Raw genomic sequence first — 14,424 nt, forward strand, 5'->3', positions numbered from 1 at the left:
AACAACAATATGTATAAAAGAAGGTGCAAAAAAGTTTGCCCTTCTTTTTCTTTTGATCACAAAGAGACTATTATTTCATGATATAGTTATTGTAGACTTGTTAAGGGGTGAATCAGAATGAAAAAACCAGATATTCGTTTAATTGCTTTAGACATGGACGGGACGGTACTACATACTGATCACACGATCTCAAAAGAAAATGAGCGTGCGATCAAGCAAGCTATTGCACAAGGCGTTGAAGTTGTATTTGCTACAGGAAGACATTTTAGTACATGTAAGGCTTATGCAGCTTCTTTAGGGATAAATTATTTGATCACCGTAAATGGTGGAGAAATTTGGACGATAAACGGTGAGTTATTGGATCGCAATACATTATCGAAAGAAGCAGTAGCAAAATATCAAAAGTTATATAATAGATATCAACCATGGACATGGTTAGTTTCTAAGGATAGAGTCTGGAGAAATGAGCAACCTGATCGTTTGGAGAATGATACTTGGTTAAAGTTTGGCTTTGATGTTAGCGACGACAAAGTTAGAGAGAATATGATTCAAGAGCTTTCTGAGGAAAAGAGTATTGAGTTAAGTAACTCTAGTCCGACTAACATTGAAATCAATGCAGTTGGTGTCAATAAGGCAAAAGCAATTGAAAAATTATGTGCCAAACTAGATATTGAGATGAATCAAGTGATGGCAATGGGTGATAGTTTAAATGATATAAAAATGATTCAAGAAGCCGGCTTTGGGGTCGCGATGGAAAATGCACAAGACGAAGTGAAGAAAGTAGCGGAGTGGGTAACAACGCACCATACAAAGGATGGAGTAGCCGAAGCGATTGATAAGTGGCTGTTGTCTTAAGTTGTGAAAGTACTTTTCCCAGTTAAATGAAAAAAGTATGAATCGGTTAAGTTGCACAGAGAAACATTTCAACGTATCATAGAGACAGGAAATACATAATAAAGGAGCGAAAAAAATGGCAAAACAACAATTTGGTGTCATCGGTCTTGCTGTGATGGGTAAAAACCTTGCATTAAATGTAGAAAGCAGAGGCTATGGCGTTTCCGTTTTTAATCGAACTTATCAAAAAACACAAGACTTTTTAAATAATGAAGCAAAAGGCAAGAATTTTGTTGGTGTTGAAACAATAGAGGAATTCGTAGATTCTTTAGAGAAACCTCGTAAAATCATGTTAATGGTAAAAGCAGGTCCAGCAACTGATGCTACAATCGAAACATTAAAACCATTACTAGATGAAGGGGACATTTTGATTGATGGTGGTAATACATTTTATAAAGATACCATCCGTCGAAATAAAGAACTAGATGAATCTGGCATTCACTTTATTGGAACTGGTGTATCGGGTGGCGAAGAAGGCGCATTAAAAGGACCTTCTATTATGCCAGGCGGACAAAAAGAAGCATACGACTTGGTTGCTCCAATCCTAGAAGCAATCTCAGCTAAAGTAGGCGGGGAACCGTGTGTTACTTACATCGGACCAAACGGAGCAGGACATTATGTAAAAATGGTCCATAACGGCATTGAATATGGTGACATGCAGCTTATTGGCGAAGCATACTTCATTATGAAACATGTACTAGGTTATGATGCAGACAAATTGCATGAAGTTTTTGCTGATTGGAACAAAGGTGAATTAGATAGTTACCTTATTGAGATTACAGCAGATATCTTTACCAAAAAAGATGAAGAAACAGGTAAACCAATGGTAGATGTCATTCTTGATACAGCTGGTCAAAAAGGTACAGGAAAATGGACAAGTCAAAGCTCACTAGATCTAGGACTTCCATTACCAGTTATTACAGAATCAGTATTTGCGCGTTTCATTTCCGCAATGAAAGAAGAACGTGTGAAAGCAAGCAAAATTTTAGCAGGTCCATCCGCGCAAGATATGCCATATGAAGGTGATGAAGATGAATTAGTAGAAGCAATTCGTAAAGCACTTTATATGAGTAAAATCGTTTCTTATGCACAAGGTTTTGCCCAAATGCGTGCAGCTTCAGAAGAATATGATTGGAACTTACGTTATGGTGACATCGCGATGATCTTCCGTGGTGGTTGTATCATTCGTGCACAATTCTTACAAAAAATTAAAGAAGCATATGATCGCGATCCAGCATTAGCAAACTTATTACTAGATCCTTACTTCAAAGAAGTAGTAGAAACCTATCAAGCTTCTTTACGTAAAGTGCTTTCTATTGCAATGGAACGCGGTATTCCAGTACCAGGTTTTGCAAGTGCGCTAGCATATTATGATAGCTACCGTACGGAAAAACTTCCTGCAAACTTACTACAAGCACAACGTGACTACTTTGGTGCACATACGTACCAACGTATCGACAAAGAAGGTATTTTCCATACAGAATGGTTAGACTAATATAAGAAGTTAAAAAGGAATCATGCTCTAATAATGAGTATGGTTCTTTTTTTATATTATTGATGGAGAGATACACCAACATAGCGGGGAGTTGCAACAAGATGCCGATAAGTTGCAACAAGATGGCAAGAGTTGCAACAAGATAGCAAGAAGTTGCAACAAGATAGCAAGAAGTTGCAACAAGATAGCGGGAAGTTGCAACAAGATAGCGGGAAGTTGCAACAAGATAGCGAAAGTTGCAACAAGATAGCGAGAAGTTGCAACAAGATAGCAAGAAGTTTCAAAAAGATGGCAAGAGTTGCAACAACAAAGCGAAAGTTGCAACAACATAGCGGGAAGTTGCAACAAGATGGCAAGAAGTTGCAACAAGATGGCGGGAAGTTGCAACAAGATAGCAAGAAGTTGCAACAAGATAGCAAGAAGTTGCAACAAGATAATAAGAAGTCTCACTGACGCCAGCGAGGACACAGCCATCCCGCCATCTGCGCCCTTCACTTGCATCATCAAACCAAATTAAAAAGCCGCTTGAACGCATTAGCATTCAAGCGGCTTTCATCTATACATTATTACATTAATATTCTTACTGGATCGTCCACCAATAGAATCCGTCATTTTCTAAAAGCTTATCTGCTTCTCTTGGACCATTTGATCCAGAAGTGTAGTTAGGAAATGCAGCTTTTTTGTCTGTCCACGCTTTGGAAATAATATCAATGTATTTCCATGATAATGCTACTTCATCTGAGTGGACAAAGTTTGTGGAGTCACCGTTTAAACAGTCATTCAGTAATGTTTCATAAGCTTCGGGAGTGTATTCGTTCTCCACTGCACTCTTATCATAGTGCATCGTAATTGGTGTACTTGTTGTATCATAATCCCCTTTTTTAGCATTTAAATGTAAGGTAATGCCATCTTCTGGTTGCACACGAATCACGAGTAAGTTTGGATCGATTGTGTCCCCTTTACCTGCATATAAATTGATTGGAAGGTCTTTAAATTGTACAACAATTTCAGTTGCTTTCTTAGCCATCCGTTTTCCTGTGCGAATGTAGAAAGGAACGCCAGCCCAACGGAAGTTATCAATCATAAATTTACCAGCTACAAATGTTTCTGTATTTGATTCAGGATCTACCCCATTGCCTTCACGATAAGCATTCATCGGTTCGCCATCAATTTCACCGCGATCGTACTGGCCGCGAACAAAATAATTATTTACATCAGCTTCACTAATTGGTCGTAAACTACGCAACACTTTAATTTTTTCATAACGGATATCATCTGGTGTAAGTTTAGCGGGTGGTTCCATTGCCAGTAAAGAAACCATCTGTAAAATGTGGTTCTGTACCATATCGCGCAACGCACCTGATTTATCATAATAACTACCACGCTCTTCAACGCCTAATGTTTCACTTGAAGTTATTTGTATATTGGCGATGTATTGATTATTCCATAGTGGCTCAAATAAAGCATTAGCAAAGCGAACAATTTCAATGTTTTGAATCATTTCTTTTCCAAGGTAATGATCAATACGATAAATTTGATCTTCGCTAAAGGCGTGACGAATTTGATCGTTCAATTGTTGGGCCGTGTCATAATTATGTCCGAATGGTTTTTCGATAACAAGACGTGTCCAACCTTGATTGTTTGTAACACCTTCTGATTTTAAATTAGCGGCAATCGTACCAAAGAAATTTGGTGCCATTGCTAGATAAAATAATCGATTGCCACCTGCATCGTATTTTTCATCCAGTTCATCCATAAACGCATTTAACTTTTGGTAATGGGTTAAATCTTGTACATCAAATGGGTTGTAATGAAAATGCGATGCAAACTCATCTGGATTAATGTGTTCATCGTTGAAATCAGCAATCGATTTCTTTATATTATTACGAAAATCTTCATTGGTGAGTGGTCTTCTAGCTACACCAATTACTGCGAAATTTTCTGAAAGCTTGCCATTTCGGTACAACCGATAAAGGGAAGGGTATAACTTGCGGTTCGCTAAATCCCCTGTTGCTCCGAAAATAACAATTACTGCCTTTGGCGTATGGAGTGTCATTGACTTTAACTACCTCACTTTTTTTATAATTGAAAATCATTCTATTTCCCAATGTGACCTTGTCATGCAATTATGTAGATGATCAAATAAGGAAATAGACAACGAAAAAATACAATGTCTTATTATACAATATCATGTTCCCAATTTTAGATAAACTATTTTACATCGTTCACGTAAAACGTATATAATTTGACTAAGTTATATACGTACTATCTTATCACTAATTCAGAAAATAAAAAATAATTAAATTACTTACCTGGAGGTTTATAATGAAGCAATATAAAGGATATTTAATTGATTTAGACGGAACCGTTTATAAAGGTACAGAAAAAATTGATGCGGCAATTGCATTTGTAAAAGAATTGAAAGAAAAAAATATCCCTTATTTATTTTTAACCAATAATTCAACAAAACATCCAAAAGATGTAGCAAAAAAATTACAAGACATGGATGTTCCCGCAAATACAGAAGATGTGTTTACTACCAGTATGGCAACTGCAAAGTATCTTGCTGATCAGAAGCCGGGTGCTCGGGTCTATCCGATTGGTGAAGAAGGATTACATATGGCGCTAAAAGAAAGAGGATTAATCATCGCTGAAACGGATGTCGATTTTGTTGTGATGGGACTTGATCGTGATATTAATTATGAAAAACTAGCTGTCGGTGCATTAGCGATCCGAAGTGGTGCAACATTTGTAGCCACGAATGGGGACGTCACTCTACCAACGGAACGCGGATTTTTACCAGGAGCTGGTTCGTTAATCTCTGTTTTATCAGTAACAACTGGTGTGAAGCCAACATTTATTGGCAAGCCAGAAGCTGTCATTGTAGAACAAGCTTTAGAAGTATTAGGAACCGAAAAAGAAGATACAGTCATGATTGGAGATAATTATCATACCGATATTCTCGCGGGTATCAATGCTGGAATTGACTCATTATTAGTACATTCAGGTGTAACCACTAGAGAAGAAATGAGACTGATTGAAAAGCAACCAACCCATTCCATCGATAGTTTAGCAGAATGGACATTAGAATAAGTGAAGGAGGAGCATAATGGCTGGTATTAAATATGAAATTGTAGAAACGATTGGTGTCGTTTCAGAATCCAATAAAGGTTGGAAAAAAGAGTTGAATTTGGTTTCCTGGAATGAACGGGAGCCGAAATATGACTTGCGTGACTGGTCACCAGACCATGAAAAAATGGGTAAAGGTATTACTTTATCAAAAGAGGAGCTCTTTGAATTACGAGAGTTATTGAGCTCTCTATAAGGAAGGTTTACTTTTCCATCATTTTCATTTAGGGTAAACAATAAGGGAATGATGTAGATTCACGACGGAGAGGAGATTATGTATGTTTAAAAAATTGTTTGGAAAAAAAGAAGAGCAAGTTACCGTAGAAGAAGAGGAAGTAAAAGCACCAGTCACAGGTGAGCTTGTAGCCTTGGAAGATGTACCGGATCCAACATTTTCACAAAAAATGATGGGAGATGGTGTTGCGTTCAAACCAACGGATGGGACATTTGTGGCACCTGTTTCAGGAGAAGTGGTCAATCTTTTTCCAACTAAACACGCAATAGGGATTAAATCACAAGCTGGTGTAGAGTATCTATTACACATTGGACTTGAAACAGTTGCATTAGATGGAGAAGGTTTTGAGGCACACGTGAAACAAGGGGATAAAGTAGAGGTTGGCGATAAGTTAGTAACCGTAGACTTAGAGCTTGTTGCTGAAAAAGCAGATACCATATCACCTCTTGTTATTACAAATGAAATTAGTTCTTTAGATAAAGCAGATCCCCAATCTGTAGTTAAAGCAGAAACAGCAGTATTAACTGTGCATACGAAATAATATTAGACAAAAAAAATTCCGAACAATGACATAAAGTTGGTCGGAATTTTTTTATGATAAGCTTTTTATTTGTTTGCTTTTTGTAATTTTTGAATCATTTTAAGTGACTTGCCTGTTCCAATTGCTACGGATTCTAATGGACTTGGTGCAAGATGAACGGGAACATGAATTTTATTCATTATCCATTCTTGCATTCCTTCTAATAAAGCACCGCCACCAGTAAGCGTAATTCCGCGTTCAACAATATCTCCACTTAATTCAGGAGGGCAATTTTCTAATGTTAAATGAATCGTTTCTAAAATGGATAATAAGGATTCTCGTATCGCATCTTGTACTTGAGTAGATGTAACAGTGATTACACGCGGTAGTCCAGTAACAAGATCTCGTCCTCTTACTTCCATCGATTCTTCTGGATGATCCATAAGTGCATGTCCGATTTCCATTTTAATTAATTCGGCTGTGCGCTCTCCAATTAGAATATTAAAATGTCTGCGAATATACTGAATAATCTCTTCATCCATCTTATCGCCACCAGTTCGCACAGATCGACAAGAAACAACTCCACCTAATGAAATAATAGCTACTTCGCTCGTACCGCCACCAACATCGACAATCACACTAGCAGTCGGCTCATCCACAGGAAGTTCAGCACCGATTGCAGCTGCAAGTGGTTCTTCAATTAAATGCACTTCTTTTGCTCCAAAACTTTTTACGGCGTTGTGGATTGCTCGGCGCTCAACGGACGTACTACCTGAAGGCGTACACACAACTACTGTAGGCTTACGCATAGAAACGCCTGATTTTTTACTTAATTTTTTTAAAATCGTTTTTAACATTTGAGCGGTAATGTCGTAATCCGCAATAACGCCATCTTTTAGTGGACGAATTGGAATAATATTACGAGGGGTTTTTCCGACCATTTCTTTTGCATCTTTCCCCACTGCGACAACTTGATTATTCTGAGTGTTAATAGCCACAACAGATGGTTCATTTAATACAATTCCCTTTGCTTTTGTATATACTAAGATATTTGCTGTTCCAAGGTCTATTCCAATTTCTACATTTCCAAACATGATGCTTCCTCCAATTGATGTTCATATTTCTATCTATAATTATTCTCTAATAAGCTGTATTTTATGGGGGTCTTTTTAAATCTTAAAAAATGAAGATAGCATTATCTACGGGGCATTGCAAGTGAGATAGAAATAAAAATGAGTCTTTTGATAAAAAATAAAAAAGGGGCTGGGACAAAACTAATTTTTAACTACAGTATACGAATGATTGATGAGAGCTTAACCATCGCAACTGGAAATACACTCGCGTTCTGCGGGCACGGCCTCGGGCACACAGGACGTGACGGTTTTCGTCTAACTTCTACCCGCTTTACAAAGTGGATCTTCGGCTCGTGGGACTGCGATTACTCGTCCCATCGAAAATATACGCTGCTTCCGCTAGAGTCTCGTATATTTCTATTTACTTAGTTATGTTTTCCAACTGAAAACGAACGATAGGTTATCCATCGTTCGTTTATCAGGGATCTTCATTCACTTTTGTCCCGGCCTCAATTAATTATTATTAATTCTGTTTGTCTTCCAATAAATTTGCAAGGGTTGTTGTCTTGAACTTTTCAATCTTACGACCTTCATGACGATTTACACCAAGTCTTTTTAATTGAGATACATACCAACCTTTACTTCCTACGTGCATAGATACCATCCTTTCAAAAATAATTTCAAGCGCATTGTAACATTTGTAAAGATATACGAAAACCGTTGGGCATTACTTCTTTAGAAAAATCCTTTATAATTATAGGTAAGAGTCAATGTTGCAGTTACCAAAACTTTTGCTTCTTTGATATTCGTTATTATTAATAAGGAGTTGTTTGCGATGGATTTTGCATCACGTATGGCAGAAGAAAAAATCCGAGAAGCAATGAAACAGGGATCCTTTGATCATCTAGAAGGAAAAGGGAAGCCACAACAGCTAGAAGATTTATCGCACATCCCTGCTGAACTTCGCATGGGATACCATCTTATGAAGAATTCTGACTACCTTCCAGAAGAGATTCACCTTCATAAAGAACTCTTATCTTTAAGAGAGATGGTAAAAGCTTGCGACAATGATGAAGAAAAACAGCAATTAAAACGCAGATTAACGGAAAAAGAGCTGCGCTATCGCCTGTTAATGGAAAAACGGGGCTCTCAGCAAACATCTGCATTCAAAAGTTATCAATCAAAAATTAATCAACAGCTTTTTAGAAAGTAACTTCATTTAAAATTTGATCTTTTTGTCTAAACTTCGAAAAAAAAGTAAAAGTATTGTTAAATGGAAATCCTATACCTTTTCATTACTTGTATAATTCGGTATACTTAGGTAAATCTCATATTAAAGGTGAACTTATGACTTTATATCCAATAGACAATGTATTAACTGATCAAAAAATAAATGAATTGCAAGATATAATTCAACGACATGCTGATGTATATAATTGGCCGGCATTGAAAGAAGAAGTTCTAGCTTCTCTAACAGAGAATCTCACTATTTATTCGACTTTAAGAGATTTAATGAGCGAGGCTTTTGAAATGATGATGTTTGATCAAGATGGGTACATTGTCCATATTGATGACCGTTTTAGTTCTCAACTTGGTTATGAAAAAGAAGAATTAATCTATCGTCATTATCGTTTATTGCATGCTGGAGTACACGATGAAACATTCTATGAACAGATGTGGAAAACTCTTTCTCATTATAACATGTGGGAAGGTGATATCTGTTCAAAAGCAAAGGAAGGGACGATGATTTGGCATCGGACGAAATTAGTTCGAATGACAGATAGCTTATTTGTCTCCTTTCGAATTGATATAAATGACGTCAAAAACGAAGAGTCTCGTGTGATTGAAGCCTTAAATGATGATTATGCAAAAGTGCTACAACAATTAATGAATTTGGTTTTTCGGGTGCAAAAAAATAAACAAACTGGCAAATATTATTTTGTATTAATTGAAGGGAAATTGAGCAAGAAATTAAACATTAATTCTGAAACGATATATAACCAATCATTAGATTCTTTAGTTGAAGGCGAAGAACTGGCTTGTTTAATAAGTGAAATTGATAAAGTATTCTCGGGTGAAGAAGTTGTCTTTAAACATCGTCACGGAGCTCATTTATTATATTCCCTAGTTTCACCAATAGTTGAAAATGGGGAAGTTATCGAAGCAGTTGGATCATCTGTAGATATCACTTCTTTGGAAGAAGCAGAACAACGAGTAAAACATTTAGCTTTCTTTGATTCGTTGACCGATCTACCTAACCGAACAAAACTCCGTGAAGATTTAAAAATTGGAGTAGAGAAAGCGAATGACACGCAGCCTTTTGCTATTTTATATTGCGACATTGATCGTTTAAAGTACATTAATGATACGCTAGGCGAATATATTGGGGATCAAGTCATACAAGTGATTGCCAAGCGATTAAAGGAAACATTACCAACTAATAGTCAGCTCTATCGGTTTGGTGGAGATGAATTTGTTGTTGTAATAAATGGTTCCAAAGCACATGCTGATCGTGTTAGTGAAGCAACGCTAAATAAGATTAAACAACCAATTAATATACATGGGAATGAGTTTTTTGTTACTTGCTCCATTGGGATAAGTTTTTATGGAGAAGATGGTGTTGATGCAGAAGGATTAATGAATCACGCAAGTATTGCTGTTCACTATTGTAAGATGACCGGTCGAAATAATCGTCTATTTTATTCCCCTAAAATGAATAATATGTATAACGATATACTATTCATGGAAGGCGAGCTGAGAAAAGCTTTATATAATGATGAGTTTGAGTTATTTTATCAACCACAGCTCGATGTTGCTACTGGTGAAGTTACAGGATTAGAGGCTTTAATACGTTGGCCGCATAAAGAAAAAGGTAACATTCCACCTAGTGATTTTATTCCGCTAGCGGAGGAAACTGGGTTAATCGTGCAATTAGGAGAATGGGTCATCAAGAAAGCTTGTCGGCAGCACGTGGAATGGGTGGATAAAGGCCATAATCCAATTAAGATTGCGGTAAATGTCTCAGCCGTTGAATTACAACGGTATGATTTTGCTGATAAGGTTGCAACGATTATAGAAGAAACAAATATGAATCCAACGTATTTAGAGATTGAAATAACCGAAAATAGTGTGATGCAAAATACAGAAGACTGTATTCAAACAATGAAAGCTTTGCAAAAAATGGGCGTATCACTTTCGATTGATGATTTTGGAACTGGTTATTCCTCATTTGGTTATTTACGTAAATTTCCGATTAATTACTTGAAGATTGATCAATCATTTGTGAAAAATGCCTTAGAAGAGTCTAGTAGTGCGGAGATAATTAAAGCAATGATTCAATTAGCGCACACATTTGGCTTGAAAGTAGTAGCAGAAGGTGTCGAGGAACAACCGATTCTTGATTTACTACAACAACAACAATGCGATTATTATCAAGGTTATTTCTTTAGTAAACCAATTCCATCGAATGATTTGGAAAAATTATTATATAATCAACGAGCAGTGTAAATATTAAAATCATGTGCTTAGCAAAAAAATCGGGCTGGGGTAAAAGAGTAATTGCACAGGAGAAATCCGAAGATTAAAGTATGACGTACACCTAACGCTTCAACAAAATACTTCGCTTTCCGTGAGGTCAGATAGACGAAACTCATCACAGGACGTGATGAGTTTCGTCTACTTCTAGTACTTCACACAGTGGATCTTCAGCTTGCGCTTTTCACATAGGAGTCTACGTATTTTGCTTACGCTTTGTTCAGATTGCTCGGATGCAAGTTCTTCTAATTTAATTATTTCTCAGCCTCGTTCTCTTTTAATCAAAGAATTAGTCAATCACATATGCAGAGTGTTTGCTTTCTGTTCTTTTTCTTGTTTAACAACTTGTAAAAATAATTTTGTCTCTGCAACCACAACTCCCGATAAACCGAGTAGTCCAATTAAGTTAGGAAAAGCCATTAAACCATTCATGATATCTGCAATACCAAATACGATATCTAAGCTTGCGATAGCGCCAACAAACACAAAGGCAATAAATACGATTCGATAAAAAGTGATCGCTTTATCTTGAAAGAGGTAACTAAAACATTTTTCACCGTAATAAGACCAACCAACTAAGGTAGAAAAGGCAAATAAAATGATGCCAATCGTAACAATATAGTTACCGGGTGTGCCTAAGAAAGATTCAAAGGATGCTGAAGTAAGCTCACCACCATCTAACCCACTTGCGTATAAATCAGCCATTACAATCGTGACACCTGTAATTGTACAAACAATAATCGTATCAATAAAAACTTGCGTCATTGATACAAGCGCTTGTCTCCCTGGATAGTCTGTTCTTGCCGCTGCAGCAGCAATTGGGGCAGAACCAAGACCTGCTTCATTAGAGAAAACACCTCGAGCAACCCCGTAGCGAATTACTGTTCCTAATATCCCACCACCAATTGCGCTTCCGGTGAATGCATCGTTAAAAATAGTTTGAAAAGCATTCGGAAGTAAATCTACATGCATAATGATGATGATTAAACCGCCTATAACATAAAAAAGTGCCATGATAGGGACAAAAAAAGCTGTTACTCGACCGATACTTTTTATCCCTCCTAGAATGACTAAGCTTGTCAGACCAACTAAAATTAAGCCGGTTCCCCATGAAGGAAGCTGAAAAGTTGTTTCTACTACATCAGCTACTGCATTCGATTGCACCATGTTACCAATACCAAATGCTGCGATCGCACCAAAAATAGCAAAAAGAATACTTAACCATTTCAAATTTAATCCTTTATCAAGATAATACATTGGTCCACCAGACATTTCTCCCTTATTATTTGTTGTTCGATATTTAACCGCTAAAAGTGCTTCCGCATATTTGGTTGTCATACCGAATAACGCAGTGATCCACATCCAAAAGACAGCACCAGGGCCACCTGCAACAACAGCAGATGCAACACCTACGATATTACCAGTACCAATCGTAGCGGCCATTGCTGTTGATAGTGCTTGATAGTGACTAATGTCGCCTTTTGAGGTTGTGTCTTTAGATGGACTAAAAGCTAATTTCAATGCGTATGGCAAGGTGCGAATCTGGAGAAAACCTAAACGAATCGTTAAATAAATACCAGTCCCTACGAGTAGAATGAGTAAAGGAGGCCCCCAAACCCAACCACTAATCTTAGTAATAATATCAAGCAAAGCAAATCCCTCCTTTTAATATGTTTAAATTTTCTGAAAATAAAACAAGTTTGTCAAGCCTATTTTTTGTCGAATATATTAAAATTTCTAATATAAGATTAAGTTTTAAAAAATCGCCATATTTCAGTATAATAGGAGTAATTCTATAGAATGGGTGGTATACATATGATACATGTATTATTTGTTTGCTTAGGTAACATTTGCCGCTCACCAATGGCTGAAGCAGTGTTTCGGAAAATGTTAGAAGAAGAAGGGATTGCTGATCAATTCCAAGTCGATTCTGCAGGTATTGGTGCATGGCATGAGGGGTTACCTCCACACGAAGGAACAAGGAAAATTCTGGATGACAGAAATATTTCGTATCAAGGGATGAAAGCAAGGCAAATTAATAATCAAGATGGGGAGTATTTTGATTATATTATCGCAATGGATGAACAAAACATCAGTGATCTGCAATTTCTTCGTGATCAGACAAGCAATACTAACATAGCAAAATTAATGGACTTTGTTGAAAAATCAGAAGAAGTAAATGTACCAGATCCTTATTTCACGAAAAAGTTTGATTACACGTATCAGTTAATTGAAAAAGGTTGTAAGGCATTATTACAAACAATAAGACAAGAGCGAGGTGTATAAAATGGGAAAGAATTTATTAGTGAAAGGCATGATTTTGGGTGCTTTAGCTGGTGGGGCACTTACATTATTCGATCATGATACACGCAAAGAAGTAAAATATAAGGTGAAAAAAATCAATAGTAGAACCACATATTATTTTCGCCACCCTTCTGATTTTGTAGCGGAAGTAAGAAATCAATATCAAGCAGCTTCTACCATGATGACGCGTCAACTAAATACGGCATCAAAATTCTTAGCTGACATAGAAGCCCTGATTGAACAATCTACTAAAGCGGATGAGTAATGGGGTGGTATCTGCGGTAAACTAATAGAGATAGCCTTTGTTGGACTTCTGTAAAAATTGTTTTTACAGAGGTCCTTTCTGTAAATTATGAATAGATAGGGAGGGGAATTATGCAAAAATTTATTACTTTTATAAAGCAGCTATTTCAGAGGATTACCGAAGATGACGTTGGAGGACTGGCGGCACAGTTGGCCTATTTTTTATTACTGTCTCTATTTCCATTTTTAATTTTTTTAGTGACACTAGTCGGTTATTTACCAGTGGAAAATGTCGATATCATGAGTTTTCTCAACACTTATGCGCCTGCTGAAATAACACAATTAATCGAAAATAACATTAGCCAAATTACCAATCAACGGAATGGCGGACTCTTATCAATTGGTATTATCGGTACACTCTGGTCGGCATCTAATGGTGTCAATGCAATGATGCGCGCGTTTAACAAAGCATATGACGTAGATGAGAATCGTCCGTTTTATATCTCTCGTTTAATTGCTATTGTGTTAACCGTTGCCCTGGTAGTTGTTGTTATTATTGCATTCCTACTACCGATTTTTGGACGACAAATTGGGGTGTATGTATTTTCTTTCTTTAATTTATCAGAAGGTTTTCTTCAAGTCTGGAATGCAATGCGTTGGGTTATTTCATCTTTAATTGTCTTTATTGTTTTGTTATCTTTATATGTACTAGCACCCAATAAACGGATTCATTTAAAAAATGTCGCTGTAGGGGCTGTTTTTGCCACCATTGCTTGGCAGTTAGTATCTTTAGCGTTTTCTTACTATGTTTCGTCAATCGGAAACTACTCAGCAACATATGGAAGTCTAGGTGGTGTTATCGTCTTAATGATTTGGTTCTTTATTTCTGGCATGATCATTATTATTGGCGGGGAAATAAATGCACTTCTAAAAGAAAAACGACCTATAAAGAGGACATAACAATCTCAATTAAAAAATTTATTAAATGAGGCATCCG

15 protein-coding genes are annotated in these 14,424 nt (G+C 36.8%); 11 read left to right on the forward strand and 4 right to left on the reverse strand.

All coding sequences use genetic code 11. From position 1 onward, the window contains the following. Positions 1-117: 117 nt before the first annotated feature. The 3 genes from DES48_RS11430 to DES48_RS11440 all read left to right on the forward strand — a co-directional run bounded on the left by DES48_RS11430 (position 118) and on the right by DES48_RS11440 (position 2,842). Complete coding sequence (locus tag DES48_RS11430; protein WP_113869324.1) at positions 118-855, forward strand: Cof-type HAD-IIB family hydrolase; 738 nt, start codon at positions 118-120, stop codon at positions 853-855. Positions 856-970: 115 nt separating this feature from the next. After that, positions 971-2,389 (forward strand): NADP-dependent phosphogluconate dehydrogenase, encoded by a 1,419-nt coding sequence (gene gndA, locus DES48_RS11435; RefSeq protein ID WP_113869326.1) that lies wholly within the window; start codon positions 971-973, stop codon positions 2,387-2,389. A 132-nt stretch (positions 2,390-2,521) separates the two neighbouring features. Continuing rightward, the gene (locus DES48_RS11440; RefSeq protein WP_113869328.1) at positions 2,522-2,842 is read left to right on the forward strand and encodes a hypothetical protein; all 321 of its coding nucleotides are present in this window, start codon (positions 2,522-2,524) and stop codon (positions 2,840-2,842) included. A 127-nt stretch (positions 2,843-2,969) separates the two neighbouring features. On the opposite strand, the gene zwf is transcribed toward DES48_RS11440, so the two are convergent. Further along, the gene (gene zwf, locus DES48_RS11445; protein ID WP_113869330.1) at positions 2,970-4,445 is read right to left on the reverse strand and encodes a glucose-6-phosphate dehydrogenase; all 1,476 of its coding nucleotides are present in this window, start codon (positions 4,443-4,445) and stop codon (positions 2,970-2,972) included. 269 nt (positions 4,446-4,714) lie between these two features. Between zwf and DES48_RS11450 the strand changes: the two genes are divergently transcribed. The 3 genes from DES48_RS11450 to DES48_RS11460 all read left to right on the forward strand — a co-directional run bounded on the left by DES48_RS11450 (position 4,715) and on the right by DES48_RS11460 (position 6,294). Next, entirely contained in the window at positions 4,715-5,482 is a 768-nt protein-coding gene (locus DES48_RS11450) for a TIGR01457 family HAD-type hydrolase (protein WP_113869332.1), read from the forward strand. A gap of 16 nt (positions 5,483-5,498) precedes the next feature. After that, on the forward strand, positions 5,499-5,714 hold the full coding sequence (locus tag DES48_RS11455; RefSeq protein WP_113869334.1) for a YdbC family protein: 216 nt from the start codon (positions 5,499-5,501) through the stop codon (positions 5,712-5,714). A gap of 82 nt (positions 5,715-5,796) precedes the next feature. Further along, complete coding sequence (locus DES48_RS11460; protein ID WP_079708787.1) at positions 5,797-6,294, forward strand: PTS sugar transporter subunit IIA; 498 nt, start codon at positions 5,797-5,799, stop codon at positions 6,292-6,294. A gap of 65 nt (positions 6,295-6,359) precedes the next feature. Here DES48_RS11460 and mreBH read toward each other — a convergent pair whose 3' ends face one another. Both mreBH and DES48_RS11470 read right to left on the reverse strand, forming a co-directional pair. After that, the gene (mreBH, locus tag DES48_RS11465; RefSeq protein ID WP_079708788.1) at positions 6,360-7,367 is read right to left on the reverse strand and encodes a rod-share determining protein MreBH; all 1,008 of its coding nucleotides are present in this window, start codon (positions 7,365-7,367) and stop codon (positions 6,360-6,362) included. Positions 7,368-7,869: 502 nt separating this feature from the next. After that, positions 7,870-8,001: a YflJ family protein gene (locus DES48_RS11470; protein WP_079708789.1), complete on the reverse strand. Its 132-nt coding sequence runs from the start codon at positions 7,999-8,001 to the stop codon at positions 7,870-7,872. A 180-nt stretch (positions 8,002-8,181) separates the two neighbouring features. Here DES48_RS11470 and DES48_RS11475 point away from each other — a divergent pair, with 180 nt between their 5' ends. Both DES48_RS11475 and DES48_RS11480 read left to right on the forward strand, forming a co-directional pair. Then, positions 8,182-8,559, forward strand: coding sequence for a DnaJ family domain-containing protein (locus tag DES48_RS11475; RefSeq protein WP_113869336.1), 378 nt, complete (start codon positions 8,182-8,184; stop codon positions 8,557-8,559). A 134-nt stretch (positions 8,560-8,693) separates the two neighbouring features. Continuing rightward, positions 8,694-10,853: a sensor domain-containing protein gene (locus DES48_RS11480; protein ID WP_113869338.1), complete on the forward strand. Its 2,160-nt coding sequence runs from the start codon at positions 8,694-8,696 to the stop codon at positions 10,851-10,853. A gap of 324 nt (positions 10,854-11,177) precedes the next feature. On the opposite strand, the gene DES48_RS11485 is transcribed toward DES48_RS11480, so the two are convergent. Next, complete coding sequence (locus DES48_RS11485) at positions 11,178-12,530, reverse strand: alanine/glycine:cation symporter family protein (RefSeq protein ID WP_113869340.1); 1,353 nt, start codon at positions 12,528-12,530, stop codon at positions 11,178-11,180. A 165-nt stretch (positions 12,531-12,695) separates the two neighbouring features. On the opposite strand from DES48_RS11485, the gene DES48_RS11490 reads away from it, so the two are divergent. From DES48_RS11490 to DES48_RS11500, 3 genes are all read left to right on the forward strand, one after another. Next, positions 12,696-13,166, forward strand: coding sequence for a low molecular weight protein-tyrosine-phosphatase (locus DES48_RS11490; protein WP_113869484.1), 471 nt, complete (start codon positions 12,696-12,698; stop codon positions 13,164-13,166). A gap of 1 nt (position 13,167) precedes the next feature. Further along, positions 13,168-13,449: a YtxH domain-containing protein gene (locus DES48_RS11495; RefSeq protein WP_113869342.1), complete on the forward strand. Its 282-nt coding sequence runs from the start codon at positions 13,168-13,170 to the stop codon at positions 13,447-13,449. Positions 13,450-13,559: 110 nt separating this feature from the next. After that, complete coding sequence (locus tag DES48_RS11500; protein WP_113869344.1) at positions 13,560-14,387, forward strand: YihY/virulence factor BrkB family protein; 828 nt, start codon at positions 13,560-13,562, stop codon at positions 14,385-14,387. Positions 14,388-14,424: the final 37 nt, after the last annotated feature.

Origin of the sequence: Paraliobacillus ryukyuensis (assembly GCF_003315295.1) — a bacterium.
GTDB lineage: Bacteria > Bacillota > Bacilli > Bacillales > Amphibacillaceae > Paraliobacillus > Paraliobacillus ryukyuensis.

Coding starts and splice junctions, on each gene's coding strand:
- DES48_RS11430 (WP_113869324.1), top strand. CDS start 118: ATGAAAAAACCAGATATTCGTTTAATTGCTTTAGACATGGACGGGACG.
- gndA (WP_113869326.1), top strand. CDS start 971: ATGGCAAAACAACAATTTGGTGTCATCGGTCTTGCTGTGATGGGTAAA.
- zwf (WP_113869330.1), bottom strand. CDS start 4,445: ATGACACTCCATACGCCAAAGGCAGTAATTGTTATTTTCGGAGCAACA.
- DES48_RS11450 (WP_113869332.1), top strand. CDS start 4,715: ATGAAGCAATATAAAGGATATTTAATTGATTTAGACGGAACCGTTTAT.
- DES48_RS11455 (WP_113869334.1), top strand. CDS start 5,499: ATGGCTGGTATTAAATATGAAATTGTAGAAACGATTGGTGTCGTTTCA.
- DES48_RS11460 (WP_079708787.1), top strand. CDS start 5,797: ATGTTTAAAAAATTGTTTGGAAAAAAAGAAGAGCAAGTTACCGTAGAA.
- mreBH (WP_079708788.1), bottom strand. CDS start 7,367: ATGTTTGGAAATGTAGAAATTGGAATAGACCTTGGAACAGCAAATATC.
- DES48_RS11470 (WP_079708789.1), bottom strand. CDS start 8,001: ATGCACGTAGGAAGTAAAGGTTGGTATGTATCTCAATTAAAAAGACTT.
- DES48_RS11475 (WP_113869336.1), top strand. CDS start 8,182: ATGGATTTTGCATCACGTATGGCAGAAGAAAAAATCCGAGAAGCAATG.
- DES48_RS11480 (WP_113869338.1), top strand. CDS start 8,694: ATGACTTTATATCCAATAGACAATGTATTAACTGATCAAAAAATAAAT.
- DES48_RS11490 (WP_113869484.1), top strand. CDS start 12,696: ATGATACATGTATTATTTGTTTGCTTAGGTAACATTTGCCGCTCACCA.
- DES48_RS11495 (WP_113869342.1), top strand. CDS start 13,168: ATGGGAAAGAATTTATTAGTGAAAGGCATGATTTTGGGTGCTTTAGCT.
- DES48_RS11500 (WP_113869344.1), top strand. CDS start 13,560: ATGCAAAAATTTATTACTTTTATAAAGCAGCTATTTCAGAGGATTACC.